The organism is Vibrio sp. 10N.261.54.A5, assembly GCF_041471145.1.
Lineage (GTDB): Bacteria > Pseudomonadota > Gammaproteobacteria > Enterobacterales > Vibrionaceae > Vibrio > Vibrio crassostreae_C.
The window spans coordinates 129,086-144,659 of sequence record NZ_JBFRNU010000021.1; the positions used below are offsets into that span (position 1 = coordinate 129,086).

The 15,574-nt window shown below is 45.5% G+C and carries 14 protein-coding genes and 1 pseudogene; 6 read left to right on the forward strand and 9 right to left on the reverse strand.

Annotated features, from left to right (window positions below):
* The first annotated feature begins 262 nt into the window (after positions 1–262).
* Positions 263–1,450, forward strand: coding sequence for an MFS transporter (locus AB4329_RS06775; RefSeq protein ID WP_017062388.1), 1,188 nt, complete (start codon positions 263–265; stop codon positions 1,448–1,450).
* 81 nt (positions 1,451–1,531) lie between these two features.
* On the opposite strand, the gene AB4329_RS06780 is transcribed toward AB4329_RS06775, so the two are convergent.
* The 5 genes from AB4329_RS06780 to AB4329_RS06800 all read right to left on the reverse strand — a co-directional run bounded on the left by AB4329_RS06780 (position 1,532) and on the right by AB4329_RS06800 (position 5,967).
* Positions 1,532–2,092: a sugar O-acetyltransferase gene (locus tag AB4329_RS06780; RefSeq protein WP_017059468.1), complete on the reverse strand. Its 561-nt coding sequence runs from the start codon at positions 2,090–2,092 to the stop codon at positions 1,532–1,534.
* A gap of 202 nt (positions 2,093–2,294) precedes the next feature.
* Positions 2,295–3,293, reverse strand: a complete 999-nt coding sequence (locus AB4329_RS06785; protein ID WP_017064029.1) for a LacI family DNA-binding transcriptional regulator — start codon at positions 3,291–3,293, stop codon at positions 2,295–2,297.
* 99 nt (positions 3,294–3,392) lie between these two features.
* A complete protein-coding gene (locus AB4329_RS06790; RefSeq protein WP_372137903.1) occupies positions 3,393–4,832 on the reverse strand; it encodes a 6-phospho-beta-glucosidase in 1,440 nt (479 codons plus the stop codon).
* A gap of 169 nt (positions 4,833–5,001) precedes the next feature.
* A complete protein-coding gene (locus AB4329_RS06795; protein WP_372137912.1) occupies positions 5,002–5,526 on the reverse strand; it encodes a hypothetical protein in 525 nt (174 codons plus the stop codon).
* Between the two features lie 51 nt (positions 5,527–5,577).
* Complete coding sequence (locus tag AB4329_RS06800; protein ID WP_229648098.1) at positions 5,578–5,967, reverse strand: VOC family protein; 390 nt, start codon at positions 5,965–5,967, stop codon at positions 5,578–5,580.
* A 197-nt stretch (positions 5,968–6,164) separates the two neighbouring features.
* On the opposite strand from AB4329_RS06800, the gene AB4329_RS06805 reads away from it, so the two are divergent.
* Positions 6,165–7,064 carry a DMT family transporter gene (locus AB4329_RS06805; protein WP_017059463.1) on the forward strand — a complete coding sequence of 300 codons (900 nt, stop codon included), beginning with the start codon at positions 6,165–6,167 and terminating at the stop codon, positions 7,062–7,064.
* On the opposite strand, the gene AB4329_RS06810 is transcribed toward AB4329_RS06805, so the two are convergent.
* Positions 7,061–7,963 carry a LysR family transcriptional regulator gene (locus tag AB4329_RS06810; protein WP_017059462.1) on the reverse strand — a complete coding sequence of 301 codons (903 nt, stop codon included), beginning with the start codon at positions 7,961–7,963 and terminating at the stop codon, positions 7,061–7,063. The two genes, AB4329_RS06805 and AB4329_RS06810, sit on opposite strands and share 4 nt — an antisense overlap.
* 188 nt (positions 7,964–8,151) lie before the next feature.
* Here AB4329_RS06810 and AB4329_RS06815 point away from each other — a divergent pair, with 188 nt between their 5' ends.
* Complete coding sequence (locus tag AB4329_RS06815; RefSeq protein ID WP_372137905.1) at positions 8,152–10,224, forward strand: alkyl/aryl-sulfatase; 2,073 nt, start codon at positions 8,152–8,154, stop codon at positions 10,222–10,224.
* Between the two features lie 127 nt (positions 10,225–10,351).
* On the opposite strand, the gene AB4329_RS06820 is transcribed toward AB4329_RS06815, so the two are convergent.
* Both AB4329_RS06820 and AB4329_RS06825 read right to left on the reverse strand, forming a co-directional pair.
* Entirely contained in the window at positions 10,352–10,762 is a 411-nt protein-coding gene (locus AB4329_RS06820) for a LysR family transcriptional regulator (RefSeq protein ID WP_017059460.1), read from the reverse strand.
* 9 nt (positions 10,763–10,771) lie between these two features.
* Positions 10,772–12,145 carry an MATE family efflux transporter gene (locus AB4329_RS06825; RefSeq protein ID WP_372137907.1) on the reverse strand — a complete coding sequence of 458 codons (1,374 nt, stop codon included), beginning with the start codon at positions 12,143–12,145 and terminating at the stop codon, positions 10,772–10,774.
* A gap of 446 nt (positions 12,146–12,591) precedes the next feature.
* Here AB4329_RS06825 and AB4329_RS06830 point away from each other — a divergent pair.
* The 3 genes and pseudogenes from AB4329_RS06830 to AB4329_RS06840 form a co-directional block, all read left to right on the forward strand.
* Positions 12,592–12,750 (forward strand): annotated as a pseudogene (locus tag AB4329_RS06830) (enoyl-CoA hydratase/isomerase family protein); the annotation flags it as partial.
* 210 nt (positions 12,751–12,960) lie between these two features.
* A complete protein-coding gene (locus AB4329_RS06835) occupies positions 12,961–13,782 on the forward strand; it encodes an SDR family NAD(P)-dependent oxidoreductase (RefSeq protein ID WP_372137908.1) in 822 nt (273 codons plus the stop codon).
* Between the two features lie 215 nt (positions 13,783–13,997).
* Positions 13,998–14,873, forward strand: coding sequence for a radical SAM protein (locus tag AB4329_RS06840; RefSeq protein WP_372137909.1), 876 nt, complete (start codon positions 13,998–14,000; stop codon positions 14,871–14,873).
* Between the two features lie 90 nt (positions 14,874–14,963).
* On the opposite strand, the gene AB4329_RS06845 is transcribed toward AB4329_RS06840, so the two are convergent.
* A complete protein-coding gene (locus tag AB4329_RS06845) occupies positions 14,964–15,572 on the reverse strand; it encodes a bifunctional 4-hydroxy-2-oxoglutarate aldolase/2-dehydro-3-deoxy-phosphogluconate aldolase (protein WP_372137911.1) in 609 nt (202 codons plus the stop codon).
* Positions 15,573–15,574 lie beyond the last annotated feature (2 nt).

Here is a 15,574-nt window from a genome sequence, read left to right on the forward strand (position 1 = left end):
TCATTTTGTTTAATGTCATCTCGCTTGTGCTCATCACAGCTCAAATCACGGTGTCTTTTCGACCTCATCAGCTTAATCCAATGATCGGCTAACCCTCCAATTATTGCAAATACCACAAAGGTTATTTGTTAATGATGGCATTTTTCACAAATATATTTTGCTAGATAATCCTCGCCATCAAACGAAGCGCTCCTATTGCAGTCACAAGCTGCCCCATTTTATCGCGCTCGGTACTTAACAAAGAACAGTAAGAGAGATGATTATGCCACTAGCATTACTTGCATTGACGCTCAGCGCCTTTGCCATCGGAACCACAGAATTTGTCATCGTAGGCTTGATTCCTACCATGGCGAGCGACTTGAATGTATCTCTGCCATCAGCAGGCCTATTAGTCAGTTTATACGCGCTTGGCGTTGCTATTGGCGCACCAGTCTTAACGGCATTAACCGGCAAATGGAATCGTAAAGCGGTGTTGCTGACCGTGATGGCATTGTTTGTCATTGGTAACTTATTGGCGTGGCAAGCTCCAGGCTATAACACGCTGATCGCCGCACGAATTTTGACTGGCCTTGCCCATGGTGTGTTCTTCTCGATTGGATCGACCATCGCGACAGGTTTGGTTTCAAAAGATAAAGCAGCCAGTGCCATTGCGATCATGTTTACAGGTTTAACGGTTGCATTGGTAACCGGCGTACCACTGGGCACTTATATCGGGCAAACCTTTGGCTGGCAAGCGACCTTCTTGATCGTGGCTCTGCTTGGTCTTATTGCTCTTATCGGTAGTGCTATCTTGGTTCCAAGCAACCTTAAGCAACCACCTGCGGCGAAGATTTCGGCACAACTAAAGGTTCTAACTCAACCACGCTTACTGTTGGTTTACGCTATCACAGCACTAGGTTATGGCGGTACGTTCACAGCGTTTACGTTCCTTGCTCCAATACTGGAAAATGTATCAGGGTTTGATTCGAGCTCTATCAGTCTCATCATGTTGGTTTACGGTGTGTCAGTGGCGGTAGGTAACATCTGGGGCGGAAAAATGGCCGACAAGATGGGCCCGATTAAAGCGTTGACCGTTATCTTCTCTGGTTTAGCCGCAGTACTGGTGGTATTCAACTTTACCGCAGTAAACCCTTACGCAGCTGTTGCTACCATTTTGGTTTGGGGTGCATTCGCATTCGGTAACGTTCCAGGACTACAAGTGTATGTTGTGAAACTGGCTGAGAAATACACACCAGACGCCGTCGATGTCGCTTCTGGATTGAACATTGCAGCCTTCAACGTCGGTATTGCATTAGGCTCATGGGGCGGTGGTTTGATTGTCGCGAAATCTGGATTAATGAATACCCCTTGGGTAGGTGCTGTGATCGTTTTGATCGCTCTTGTTCTGACTCGATTCAGTGGTGCGTTAGATAAGAAGCAAGCACAACAAGCTGTTCCATCTAGCATCTAGCATCTAGCATCTAGCATCTAGCAAGAATAGAAAAAACAAAGCCCGAACCTAGGTTCGGGCTTTATCAATTCAATCTGATTATTACTCGTTATCGATCGCTTTCAGCACTTTACATGGATTACCGACTGCAACCACATTGGCTGGGATGTCTTTGGTTACGACACTGCCCGCGCCAATCACGCTGTTTTCGCCAATGGTGACACCGGGGCAGATAATTACACCACCGCCAAGCCAAACATTGTTGCCAACATTAATCGGTGTGCCAAACTCAACGCCTTCTTCTACACGGCCTTTCACATCGAGTGGGTGACCTGCAGTCAGGATTTGAACGTTCGGACCAAGCAGCACATTGTCGCCAATAGTCACTTCAGCCACATCCAAAATCACGCAGTTAAAGTTAGCGTAGAAGTTCTTGCCTAGCTTGATGTTCGAGCCGTAGTCACAACGAAATGGAGGTTCTAAATGCGCATTTTCACAGCCCGGAATCAGCTCTTGCGTTGCTGCTTCCCATTCGGGTGTGTCAGGAATACTGTTATTGAGTTTTTGAAGCACCTTGCGACATTCGATACGAGCTGCATAAAGCTCTTTATCCCAAGCCTGATAAGGTTCACCTGCTAGCATTTTTTGTTTTTCTGTTTTCACGTTACTTACCTGTTCTCACATCAATTAGCTATTTTCATATTACTTATCTAGCTTCACATTACTTAACTAATGGTGGTCAATTCATCGACCAAAAACGCAATATCGCACATCTAAATAACAGTGAATAAGGAGTGTTTGAGCTTGGTTTAAGAGATGCGCAGCTCGTCACTTTTTGTAGGTAAAATATGAAATTCGAACAGTGCTAATTTAGCTTCGCTATCGAATCACGTAACACCAAACTACCAGTGGTATTGATGGTGGTCGCTTGCTCTGTTTCACCGACAATTTGCAGGATCGCCTTTTGCGTCATTTGCTCTAATGGCACACTCACAGACGTTAAGCTTGGCGTTAAAAACGCCCCCACTTTGCTGTTATCAAAGCCGACGATCGAAACATCTTGAGGCAATGAGTACCCAAGTTCGGTTAACGCCTTAATCGCACCAATCGCCATATCATCGTTTTCAGACAAGATAGCAGTGAATGTGGTTCTGCTTTTTGCCAAAGCCTGAGCCGCGTGATAACCGCTCTCCATCGTCCAATCACCTTGAACAACGTTGGACTCATCCAATGCAACACCATGTTTAGTTAACACATCTTGATAGGCTTGGTAACGCAGCTCATCGGTCGAAGAACCGGCTTTACCACGAATCACTGCAATATCGGTATGACCCTGCTCGATGATGTGTTCAACCATCAAACAAGCGCTCTGATAATGGTCGGTGGTAATAGCATGATTGGGCTTCGACGGCATTTCTCGGTTGAGTACCAGAATCGGAGTGTCAGTGCTTTCGATGATCTGAGCTATCTCGCTTTCGGTTAAACATTGCGGATAGATGATGATGCCCGCGCACTTCATATCCAACAGGAAATTGATCGCCTTTCTTTCGTCTTCAGCGCTGTGTTTGCCATCGGTGATCACCAATTGGTGATTCGACTTTTCGCTATAAGAAGCCGCGTGATACATCAAGGAAGAGAAGTAAGGGCCATTGAACAACTCATTGGTAATTACAAAGCCGATGAAGTTGGTCTTCTTGGTCGCCAATTGCTGAGCCAACAAGTTCGGTCGATAACCTGTTTCTTGAATCGCATCAAATACCTTTTTCACCACATCTGGGCGCACGATGTTCTTGCCATTTAAGACACGAGAAACGGTCGATTTAGATACGCCTGCGCGGTTTGCGACATCAAGCATGGTTACCATTCGCTTCTTTTCCTTTATAAAAAATTAGCCGACATAGGCCGACTAATTCATTGCAAAATGACAGCTCACAGTTCACATAACTGCGCTGGGGAATGCATTCTAAATAGTGGCACCGTTAGATGCAATCACACCTTTATACCACTCGAAAGACTTCTTGCGCTTGCGTTCTAGTGAGCCAGATTGATCGTTGTGCTTATCTACGTAAATGAATCCGTAGCGTTTTTTCATCTCGCCCGTGGTGAACGAAACTAAGTCGATACAGCCCCAAGGGGTGTAACCCATCAAATCAACACCATCAATCGCAACGGCTTTTTTCATCTCTTTGATGTGGTCGCCAAGGTAAGCGATACGGTAGTCGTCATTAATGCTGCCATCTTCTTCAATGGTATCAACAGCGCCAAAACCGTTCTCAACGATGAACAATGGCACTTCATAACGTTCATACAGAGACGCTAAACAGAAACGCAAACCGGTTGGGTCAATTGGCCAGCCCCAATCGCTAGACTGGATAAACGGGTTATCGACCGAGTTTTCATGACCGCCGTCCATCGCTTCTTCAGTCGATTGGTGAGAAGAAGAATCCAAGGTATTAGACATGTAGTAGCTAAAGCCTAAGTAATCAGCCTTGCCTTCTTTTAGGATCTGCTCATCTTCAGGCTGCATCTCAATGTTGAAGCCTTTGATTGCCCAGTCACGCGTAGCGTAATTTGGGTAATGACCGCGAACCATCACATCTGAGAAGAAGTAACGGTCACGCATCGCTTGTTGTGCCACCATAATGTCTTCCGGTTTAGAAGAACGAGGATAGAAAGGCACCATCGCACACATTGCGCCAATTTGAAGATTTGGATTGATCTCGTGACCTTTCTTAACCACCAACGCACTCGCAACAAACTGGTGGTGAACCGCTTGATACATGGCTTCTTGCGGCTTTTCACATTGCGGGAACTTCACGCCAGAGCATAACCAACCGAAAATATCTGCCGAGGTGTTCATCTGGTTGTTGATCTCGTTAAACGTCATCCAGTATTTCACTTTGTGCTGGTAACGCTCCATCACCGTGGTTGAGTACTTAACGAAGAAGTCGATCACTTTACGGTTCATCCAGCCACCATATTCGTTAGCTAGATGGTAAGGCATTTCAAAGTGGCTCAGTGTTACCACAGGCTGAATGTCGTATTTCAACAGCTCGTCAAACAGATCATCGTAAAACGCTAATCCCGCTTCACACGGTTCAGCTTCATCGCCATTTGGGAAGATACGCGTCCACGCGATACTGGTACGGAAACACTTAAAGCCCATCTCAGCGAATAACTTAATGTCTTCTTTGTAGCGATGGTAGAAATCCACTGCGACTTGGTTAGGATAGTTTTCGCCATCAATCACGCCATCGGTGATTCGACGTTGTACACCATGAGCGCCCGCTGTTAATACATCAACAACACTGACACCTTTACCATTCGCATCCCAGCCGCCTTCTAGTTGATGCGCTGCTACTGCACCGCCCCATAAAAAATCGTTCGAAAATTCGTTGTTCATACCATTACTCACTACAAGTTATTCGTGAAAAAGATCAGAATTTGAGCTGCAATTACAACTCTGAAATCGATTTCAATAAAAGCAAAGATACAGATTGAAACCGGTTTCAGCAACAGTTAAAAGATCTTTTTTGATCGATCTAAAGACTAATCAACAGTCAGCATTACGATCAATGCTGTTCAAAATACTGATCATGCAGTGATTTGCCGGATAGGTCTTGAGTTCCCGGGTAGAACTGGACGAGTGTCTGATCGGCTAAAGTGAGGTGAATCCAACCCTCTTTGACTTTCAGCCAATTGGTACCGTTGGTCTCATAGACGGCAGGAAACTTGCCCCAGCCAGACTCTGATACCTGCAGCTCTTGAAATAGGTTAATCGGGGCTAGCTTATTGCTGTCGAAGTTTGCGTCGGCATAGACAGATAAAGGCTCGATGGCATCGTTTGGCTTAAACGTATAACAGCTCACAGAGGCTGAAGTGCGATCAAACCACTGGTAAGGTTGTGCACCGATTAAATCGTAGACCGTGCAATCATTGAATTGAATCGCCCACTCTTGGTGAGCTTTAAAACCGAGGTAACCTATGGGTTGTGATGGTTCAGGCTTTGAGTCCGCCTCCTGCTCATACACCGGTTCTGAGGTAGCACATCCCATAAGCCCAAGACTAAAAAGGAAAATCACAGCAAGCTTCATCATTGTCATACCTCAGTTCCGTTAGTAGATGAGTAACTCAATTAAGTCTCTACATTAAACGGTAAGTTCCAAACGATTACCATCCGGATCGAGTACACAGCTCTCATAATAGCCATCGCCTGTTCTTCTTGGGCCATCTAAGCGCTCATAGCCGTCTTCGACCAAGCGTTGAGTGAGTGCATCGACCGCTTGTTCCGACCCGAGTGAAATCGCCATATGAACAAAGCCTGTAAACTGATCATAGATGTCATCTTTCGATTCAGGCACCGAGTCCATTTCCATGATCTCTAGTCGGCTTCCAGTCTCAAATGAGAGGAAGTATGAAGAAAACCCTTTGGTTGGGTTGTGATATTTTGAGTTCAATGTCGCGCCGAAATAATCTTCATAAAATCGCTTCAGTACTTCGAGTTGTTTGGTCCAAATTGCGATGTGTTCAATCTTCATTTTGTTTGCCTAAGTTTGATGTCTAACGCTAGATTACTCATCAAATAAGGAACAATAAACAGAACGAAATTCATCGAAATTGTTCCTGATTAACGGGCTCGATTTTATGTCCATAACTGCACAGTATTGGCATCTATGTTTGTGTAATAGTTATCTTTCCTCCATAGTCAGGTTTTACACAATCTGAGATTCAAACTGTGAGCTTTTTAAAACTGATACTACTTGCGGCTATATGGGGAGGCTCGTTTCTTTTCATGAGAATGGCCGCCAATCCATTAGGGCCCGCAGTCTTAATTGAAGCGCGAGTTCTGTTTGCAGCACTTACTCTGCTTTTAGTTTCTTTCTATTTAAAAAAGAAGCTCTCTTTTCATGATCACGCAAAACACTTCTTCATTCTCGGCCTGTTTAACACCACACTTCCTTTTTTGCTTTTCGCTTATGCCGCGCAGACACTTAACGCCTCGACACTCGCCATCTTGAACTCTACCGCGCCAATATGGGCGGCAATCATTGGTGCAATATGGACCAAAACAGCACTCGAAGCGAAAGTTCTATTGGGACTTGGGATTGGGGTAACAGGAGTTGGCGTGTTAGTCGGTTGGGATGCGATGAACATTGGCCGTGAGGCTATGCTTCCTATCTTTGCAGCAGTGATGGCGGCCTTTAGCTACGGAATAGCGTCAAACTATACCAAACAAGCCCCTAAAGTTGAGGCATTCAACAATGCTCATGGCAGCATGTGGGCTGCGGTATTGCTGGTTTTGCCGTTTGTATTCTTTATTCCGATGAGAGAAACACCCGACGTTACGATCACTACATCGGTTGTCTTATTAGGCGCGGTATGTACTGGGTTAGCGTATCTACTTTACTTCAATCTCGTCTCTGAACTCGGCGCACCTTCAGCCCTGTCCGTGACCTTCATCATTCCGGTATTTGGTATTCTATGGGGTAACTTATTCTTAGATGAAGCAATTGGCATCAATACGATTGTTGGTTCAATTCTGGTTATCACCGGCACCATGTTGGTGACAGGAATGACGCCTTCTAAGATGATAGAGAGCGCCAAACAGAAACGAGCAGCAAGAGCGGCTCGTTAATCAGCCATATATTGCTGAATCTTGTTTCTCAGCCACTGATGAGCAGGGTTCAAATCGGTTCTTTTATGCCAAATCATGTATTGCTGCATCGGTAAGATTTCAAACGGCTGATCAAGGACTTGAAGCTGGAAGGATTCGGAAAATTGATTGGCAAAATCACGCGATGTACTGCCGACACAATCTGAGCCCGATACCAGCACACACATGGTCATCAGCGAGTCACACTCGGCACTCACTTTTCTCTGTTTCAGTGGCGACTTGGTAAAATAATCTGCCGTGTATAAACGGGTTCGACGCATTCTAAAAGTAACATGCTTTTCGTTGTAATATTGCTCTTGCGTCACAGAGCCATTGATTCTCGGATGCCCCTTTCGAGCTATCAGCACCAACTCATCTTCAATCATCGGCTGCTTCATGTAGCCGTTAACTTGCGGGTAATGGATATCAATCGCTAAATCAGCTTGTTGCATGCTCAAGCCTTGCAATAATTCTTCTTCGTTGTTCGGCACCATATTGAATTCAATCGAGATATTGCCCAACGTCTCATCTTGCTCGACGAGAGGTTGAAGCTTGGTTAATCCAATCTCATTCACCAGGATACGAAACACATGATGCTGCTGATTATCAAATGTCTTTAAAGTGCTTACTGCGCTGCTTATCCCTTCTAGAGCAGGCTCTACTCGGTCTGCCAATTGCACCGCAGCGTTAGTCGGAATAATCCCACGCCCTTCACGAATAAACAGGTCGGTATCAAGCTGAGATTGCAATCGCTTCAATGCCCCACTAACCCCAGGCTGAGTCATACCAAGCGATTCTGATGCAAGCGTGATCGACTTTAATCGATACACTTCTAAGAACACGCTCAATAGATTTAAATCCAACTTTTCCACGTCGCTCACCGTTACTCTCCCTGTCAATGTGGTCTTAATCAATCATAGGTCAGGATTCGTCTTCGTCGCCCAACCATTGCATGATTCAATACATAGCCAATCGTGATGTATTAAATAAAGCTTACTTTATTTTTTGCTATATGTCTTATTCCTATAATCGCCTCAACGAAACAAAATTCTGAAATGAAGAGGCTCTTATGACAACTTCTCGCACGTTCAAAAATGCATCACTGTTCCTGGCTATCTCGCTCGCATTCCCGGCAATTGCAGCTAACCATGACCACGCACACTTCAGCGAAATTGGCGACCAAGGTGGCAAAAGCGCAACCGAGATGACGACTAAGGCAAACCAAGAGTTCGCAAAAACACTTAACTTTGCCGACACTCGCGCTTTCGACAATAACAACAAGGGTCTTATTGCTAGCTTCGACCAAGAGACGGGCGACATCATTCGCAATAGCTTTAACTTTATCGACCCAAGTGTGACGAATGCAAACCAAGCACCAGATTCAGTTAACCCTTCACTGTGGCGCCAAGCGGTATTGAACCAAGCGGCAGAAGGTTTATATGAAGTTGTTCCGGGTAAAGTTTACCAAGTTCGAGGTGCTGACTTAGCGTCTATCTCTTTCATTCGTAGTGACAACGGTTGGATCGCTTACGACGTTCTTCTTACCAAAGAAGCGGCCGCTAAATCACTCAAATTCTTCAAGAGCAATGTGCCTGATGGCGGCGAACTGCCCGTCGTTGCTATGATTTACTCTCACTCGCACGCTGATCACTTTGGTGGCGCAAGAGCAATCAAAGACGCATACCCAGATGTAAAAGTGTACGGTTCGAAAAACATTACTAAAGAGATCGTCGACGAAAACGTATTGGCGGGTAATGCAATGTCTCGTCGTACCGCTTATCAGTATGGTGCAACCCTGAACCGACACGAGCACGGTATTGTTGATGCTGCACTGTCGAAAGGCCTATCAACCGGTAGCATTACTTACGTACTGCCAGACTACGAGCTGAACCATAACGAAGAGATTGAAACTCTGGTTATTGACGGCCTAGAAATGCAATTCATGGATGCTTCAGGTACCGAAGCGGCCTCTGAAATGGTGACATATATTCCAAGCATGAAAGCACTTTGGACTGGCGAACTGACCTACCAAGGCATGCACAACCTGTACACGCTGCGTGGCGCTAAAGTACGTGACGGCTTGAAATGGTCTAAGAAGATCAACGAGATGTTAATCACTTGGGGTGAAGAAACAGAGGTGTTGTTTGCGTCTCACTCATCGCCAATCTGGGGCGAACAAGAGATCTCTGATTACCTAAAAATGCAGCGTGACGCTTACGGTTTTACTCATAACCAAACGCTTCGCTTAGCCAATAACGGCGTGGTTCTGCAAGACATCGGTGACGAGATTTACAAGGTCATGCCAGACAGCATCCAACAGTCTTGGCACACCAACGGTTACCACGGTACTTACTCTCACAATGCTCGCGCTGTGTACAACATGTATCTTGGTTACTTCGACATGAACCCAGCTAACCTAAACCCACTACCAATCAAGCCAGAGTCAGTGAAGTTTGTTGAGTACATGGGCGGCAGCGACGCTGTGATTGAAAAAGCGCAGCAAGATTTCCAAGAAGGTGAATACCGCTTCATTGCAACAGCACTGAATAAGGTGATTCAAGCTGAGCCAGAAAACAAAGTTGCACGTGGCTTATTGGCAGATACATACGAGCAGTTGGGTTATCAATCAGAAGGTGCAGGTTGGAGAAACATCTACCTAACCGGCGCTCAAGAGCTTCGCATTGGCACACAACCGGGCGCACCAAAGACTGCATCTCCGGATGTGTTAGCGAACATGACCATTGAGAACTTGTTGGATTACTTAGCAGTTAAAGTGGATTCGCTAAAAGCACAAGAAACACCATTTACGTTGAATATTCAGCTACCAGACGTGCAAGAGTTCTACTACGTTGAAATGTCTAACGGTAACCTGAACAATATTCAAGTGAGCGAGCTACAAGACGCCGATACAACACTGATCATCAATAAGTCTGACGTGTCTGACATCGTGCTTAAGAAAACAAGCCTAGGAAAACTGTTAGAAGACGGACAAGCAGGCGTGAAAGGTGATAAGACATCACTTAACAAACTGCTGTCTTCACTGACAGAAGCTGACACCTCTTTTGAGATTGTACCGCGTCCAAACAAAGGCGAAGAAGTTGATGCAGAGCTATACCAAGATTCAGCGGTACACGCTCATTAAACGCCAGATACACTAAATAAAAACAACAGCAGTTAGCTAGAAAAACGTTCTATAAAGAACATAAAAACAAGCCCCTCCCTTTTGGTTGGGGCTTTCTTATTTGTTCTCAATATATGCTTCTGAATCGCTATTGAGTTTGCCCGTTTACGTCGCAATCCCAATAAGAAGGTGAACCATAATATTGAACAAAGTAATCGATAAATACGCGCACCTTTGGTGCAAGTAACTGAGCACTCGGGTATACCGCCCAGATAGCCGCCTCATCCTTTAAAGGGTAATCCGGCAACACCTCAACCAGCGAACCTTCCGCGAGCTGCTTGTATGCTATCCAACTCGCGCACATGGCAATGCCCAAGCCATCGACACATACATCCCTTACCGCTTCACCGTGATCGACGCGGATAGCACCTAGGCTCTCTTCGAGTTTTCCGATATGAATACTGGCTACCGGAGGTGACAACCCAAGCTCTTGTCCTGCTTGACCTATATTGTGCGTAGACGCGAGTCGCACAAACAATTTTAGATGTTCAATGTTCATCAATAATGGCTAGCCTGCGCTGAGTACACGCTGCTTATTGGCCGCAGCGGCACGGGGAATAATGTGAGTTTTAATATAGGCATTAAGCTTAAACCATGCAAAAGCGCCCGCTAAAACATTGGCGACTGTCGCAGCAATAACCGCATTGACCATGTCTCCGGTTATCGAGCCGATCCATAAAGCGGGAATGTAGAAAACAAACAAGCGTAGGAAAGAGACATTCAAAGCTTTACGCGGCACACCCAAGGCATTAAAGACCGACGCAACCAACATGCAAAGCCCAAGCGGCCCATAGCTGAACGGTATAAATAACAAGGTCACTTCAAACCAGCTGCGTATGCTTTGTTCTTCCGAGATAACAGGAATAATCCAGCCACTAAACAGCGCCAACAATGTTGCCATCACGGTGTGGAAAACCAATAAGAACTTCGCTGTTGTATTCAATAGCTCAGGGATTTTGCATCGCTGCTGCGCCCCTAGGTAACGACCAATCATAGGCGGTATGGACATCGTCAGAGCAAGAGAAAACACCAACATAAAACTTTCAACACGGGCGAGTAAGCTCCAAAAAGCCATCTCATCGGTTCCGATTCTCGCAATCAAAAGCATTGAGAAGAACGCGCTGACCGCAGGTAATATCTGATTCGCAGTGGTTGGCATTACCGTCTTGAATAACTCAAAACTGTAGCCTTTGATTTGGTTGCTGCACGCGCCATTGAAGCCAAACCAACCTTTACCGCGAGACTTGATTAGCATGTAGATTGCGCCGAATGTGTAGCCAATGCTCGATGCGATCGCCGCCCCTGCAATACCCATGTCCAATCCAAAGATCAGAATAGGGTCGAGAATCAGGTTAATCACGCTGGCAGCCAAGAACATGCTGCCGGTTGTTTTGGTATCGCCATTGGCTCGATAAACGCAGGTGGCCAGATAAAGCACCGCCACCATCAATGCACTGAATAACCACAACGGCCAGTACACATTAAAAATCAACAGCATGGATTGGTATTGAGCGTCAGAGACATCATTCACAAACGACGCAAAAACAGCATCGCTAAAAACAATCAGGCCTATGCAGATCAAAGCAATCACCAAGACACCGAACCCGACAGATAGTGAGGCAATTGAGGTGGATTTACGTTGTTCTTTTGCCCCTACCGCTTGAGAAATAATGGACGTTGCCGCGACACCGATTCCCACTTGAACACCGGTAAACGCCGCTTGGAATGGCAAGGTGATACCGTGAACCGCCAACTCATTCATCCCTAGCTGACCAATAAAGATCGAATCGACCAATTGCACCATCATGATCGCAAACACACCCAGCGTCAGTGGCAGCGTTTTCTCAATGATGGTTTTCAAAGTCGCGGATCTCATCTGCATAAGTCGGTTCACTCTTGTCTGTACCTTGGGGCTAATTACCTAGTTGAGCAGTATACGAAGCTAAATGAAAAGGATAAGAGCGCCAAACAAGGAATGAGTTTTTAGATTTCGTTGACAATCGAATTAGCAAGATACCTTCAACGCTAGAACACGAAGCTAAGATATTGAATAAAATGAAATTACTAAACTCATCAACACTCTTAATAATTCGTTAATAGTGTTTCGTTTAATGGTTAATTGTTGGTTCGAACATTCCTCGTTAGCCTGAATTTAGGTCGCATTCACACTGAATAGGCTGAAATGAAATCTCTCAGAAGGAATATGGAAATGGCATATCAAGGTTATACAACGTTTAAAGCTCAAGCCGAGAATGGAATTCTTACCGTCACTTTTGACTTCGGTACTGTGAATGTTCAAGGGCAAGAGACTTTGATGCTGACGAAGCCGAAGCACTCAAAGCGGAAGCTTATTGGTTGTATCAAGCTACGAGCAAAACCCCTGCGGTTAAGCGCTTCCAAATTGCCGATGAGCAAGGCCTAGAGCACGATATGGAAAACCAACGTAACTGGGAAACTCTGGTTATGAACGTTCAAGACATCAAATAACTCGGTCACTTCTCTTAATTTGGGTCAGTCACAAACTGACCCATTGTCTTACTTAATCGTTAAACGCCAACGGTTAACCACCAAGTGTTAAAATGGTCATTATTTGCCCCATAGACTCACATTTGAGTCTTCAGCTTGTGAGCCAAATGCAACTATGTGTCATTAATCTTTGTTATAACGTTGTTCAAACTATTTTTTGAAGGACGGAATATGCAAAAAATAATTCTGATCACAGGTGCCACGGATGGCATTGGTTTAGAGACCGCAAAAGCACTAACGCAGCAAGGGCACCATGTTCTAATTCATGGCCGCAACCCAGCTAAGGTCAATAAAGTCGTGACCGCTCTGTCTCGCCTGTCTAAGAATGCAATCATCGAAAGCTACATCGCAGACCTATCGACGCTCTCTGAAGTTGAGGCGCTCGTAACCCAAATCAAAAGCGATCACAAACGACTCGATATACTCATTAACAACGCAGGTGTGTATAAAGTGTCGGACATCACCACTCCAGACAATCTTGATGTGCGTTTTGTCGTAAACACCATTGCGCCGTATCTACTGACACAAAAGCTGCTTCCTCTTTTTGATGCGACAGGTCGTATCGTCAACCTATCTTCAGCAGCCCAAGCACCCGTAGATCTAGATGCATTAATCAGTCCGAATGCGGGCGAACTTGATGGTCCGGTTTACGCGCAAAGTAAGCTGGCGCTAACGATGTGGTCCATCGAATTAGCCAATACTCTTTTAGACAAAGGCACCGCAATTATCCCTGTAAACCCAGCCTCTTTCCTTGGCAGTAAACTGGTGAAAGATGCTTATGGCGTTGATGGCAACGACCTTGCGATTGGTGCCGATATTCTTTGTCGTGCTGCGCTCAGTGATGAGTTTTCCAACGCTTCCGGTAAATATTTTGATAATGATTCTGGGTTGTTCAAAGACCCGCACGCCGACGCATTAGACAACACCAAGAACCACAAGCTGGTGACCGTGCTTGATCAATTGCTCGAAGAAAAGCTGTGCGTTACGCACTGATCATTCATTAGTAAAAAACGACCACTAACACTCCCCCCCACCACCACACACAATCCAAGCCGCAGTTCTATCTATACAGACAAAGAACTGCGCGCTCTTTCGATTATTAAGATTTCTTTAATACTGATTCCCCGCTTTGCCCAATTATCACCCAAGATGCAGATTGCTAAACTTGCCCCCGTCGAAACAACACAGGCTACGGCCGAGGAGCATTTATGCGTTTTGAAGGTAAAGTTTATCGTCCTTGGATGGAAGCAGAGAGCGTACTCATCCAGACAACATTGGGGTGCAGTAATAACCAGTGTACCTTCTGCACGATGTTTGATGATAAGCGTTTCAAAGTAAGAGACATCAAAGACATCTTTGAAGATATTGATGCGGCGAGAAAAATCTACCCGCATGTTGAATCTATCTTTTTGGTCGATGGTAACGTGATGGCTATTAGAACCGAGATGCTGATTTCGATTCTGGATTACATCAAGATCACCTTCCCAGAGAGCAAGAACATCTCTCTGTATTCAGGGTTCAATGACTTCCGTCGTAAAAGCTTGTCTGAATTAAAAGAGATTAAGTCGGCAGGTTTAAGCATGGCCTATTCAGGCTTGGAGTCCGGTGACCCAATTTTGCTTGAACGCATTCAAAAGCGCATGACGCGTGAGCATGCGATTGAAGGAATGAACCTAGCCCGTGAAGCAGACATCAAGGTACTGGCTTCTTTCATCTTTGGCCTTGGCGGCAAAGAGCGTTCTATAGAGCATGCGATTAATACCACCAGCTTGTTGAACATCATGCAGCCAGATGCGATTGCACCGATGGCTTTAGCCGTTCAACCGGGATCGGTATTGGAAAAAGAAGTAAACCGTGGCGAGTTTGTTTTACCAACGCCATTGCAGATTCTGGAAGAAGAAAAATACTTGCTCGAAAACCTAGAAGATTTCGATTGCTACTACTGGGGTGACCACGGCAATAACATCTCACCAATGCGTGGCATGTTGCCTCAGGCTCGTAAGCCGTTTCTTGATAAGATTAATCAAGACATCGCTCACAACCCAATCACTAAGCAAAACGTCATTAAAACCTTTGCTTGGTAACGAGTAACCTCTACATCGTTTGAAGCAGCCACAAAAAGGGCCAGTGTCAGCTGGCCCTTTCATTTTCTAGCTATGTATCTCTCTATCGAACTATCTGGAGCCGACCGCTCGGACTAATTCTGCGATTCCATCCCAATCACCCTTGTCCATTTTGTCTGTCGGTACCATCCAAGTTCCACCGCAGGCAACGACTGATTTCAGTGCTAAGTAAGACTCAACGTTCGCTGGGCTTACACCGCCTGTAGGCATAAAGTTAACCGGGTAAACAGCCGTCAACGCTTTCAACATTGCGACACCGCCAGATGGCTCGGCAGGGAAGAACTTTAGTGTCTTAAGCCCCATTTCCATTGCTTGTTCAACCAAGCTTGGGTTACTCACTCCAGGAACAATCGTAACCCCTCTTTGCTGACAGTATTTGACTGTGGTTGGATTCAAACCTGGGCTGACAATGAAATCAACACCCGCATTAATGGCAGTATCCACCTGCTCTGTAGTCAGCACAGTACCTGCGCCAATCAGTAACTCAGGGTAAGCTTCACGCATCAAACGAATCGACTCTGCTGCCGCTTCTGTACGAAATGTCACTTCAGCACAAGGCAAGCCATTTTCAACCAGTACTTTCGCAAGCGGCACAGCCTGAGCAACGTCATTAATGGCGATCACCGGAACGATGCGAATATCTCTGAGTCGCTGTTCAATTG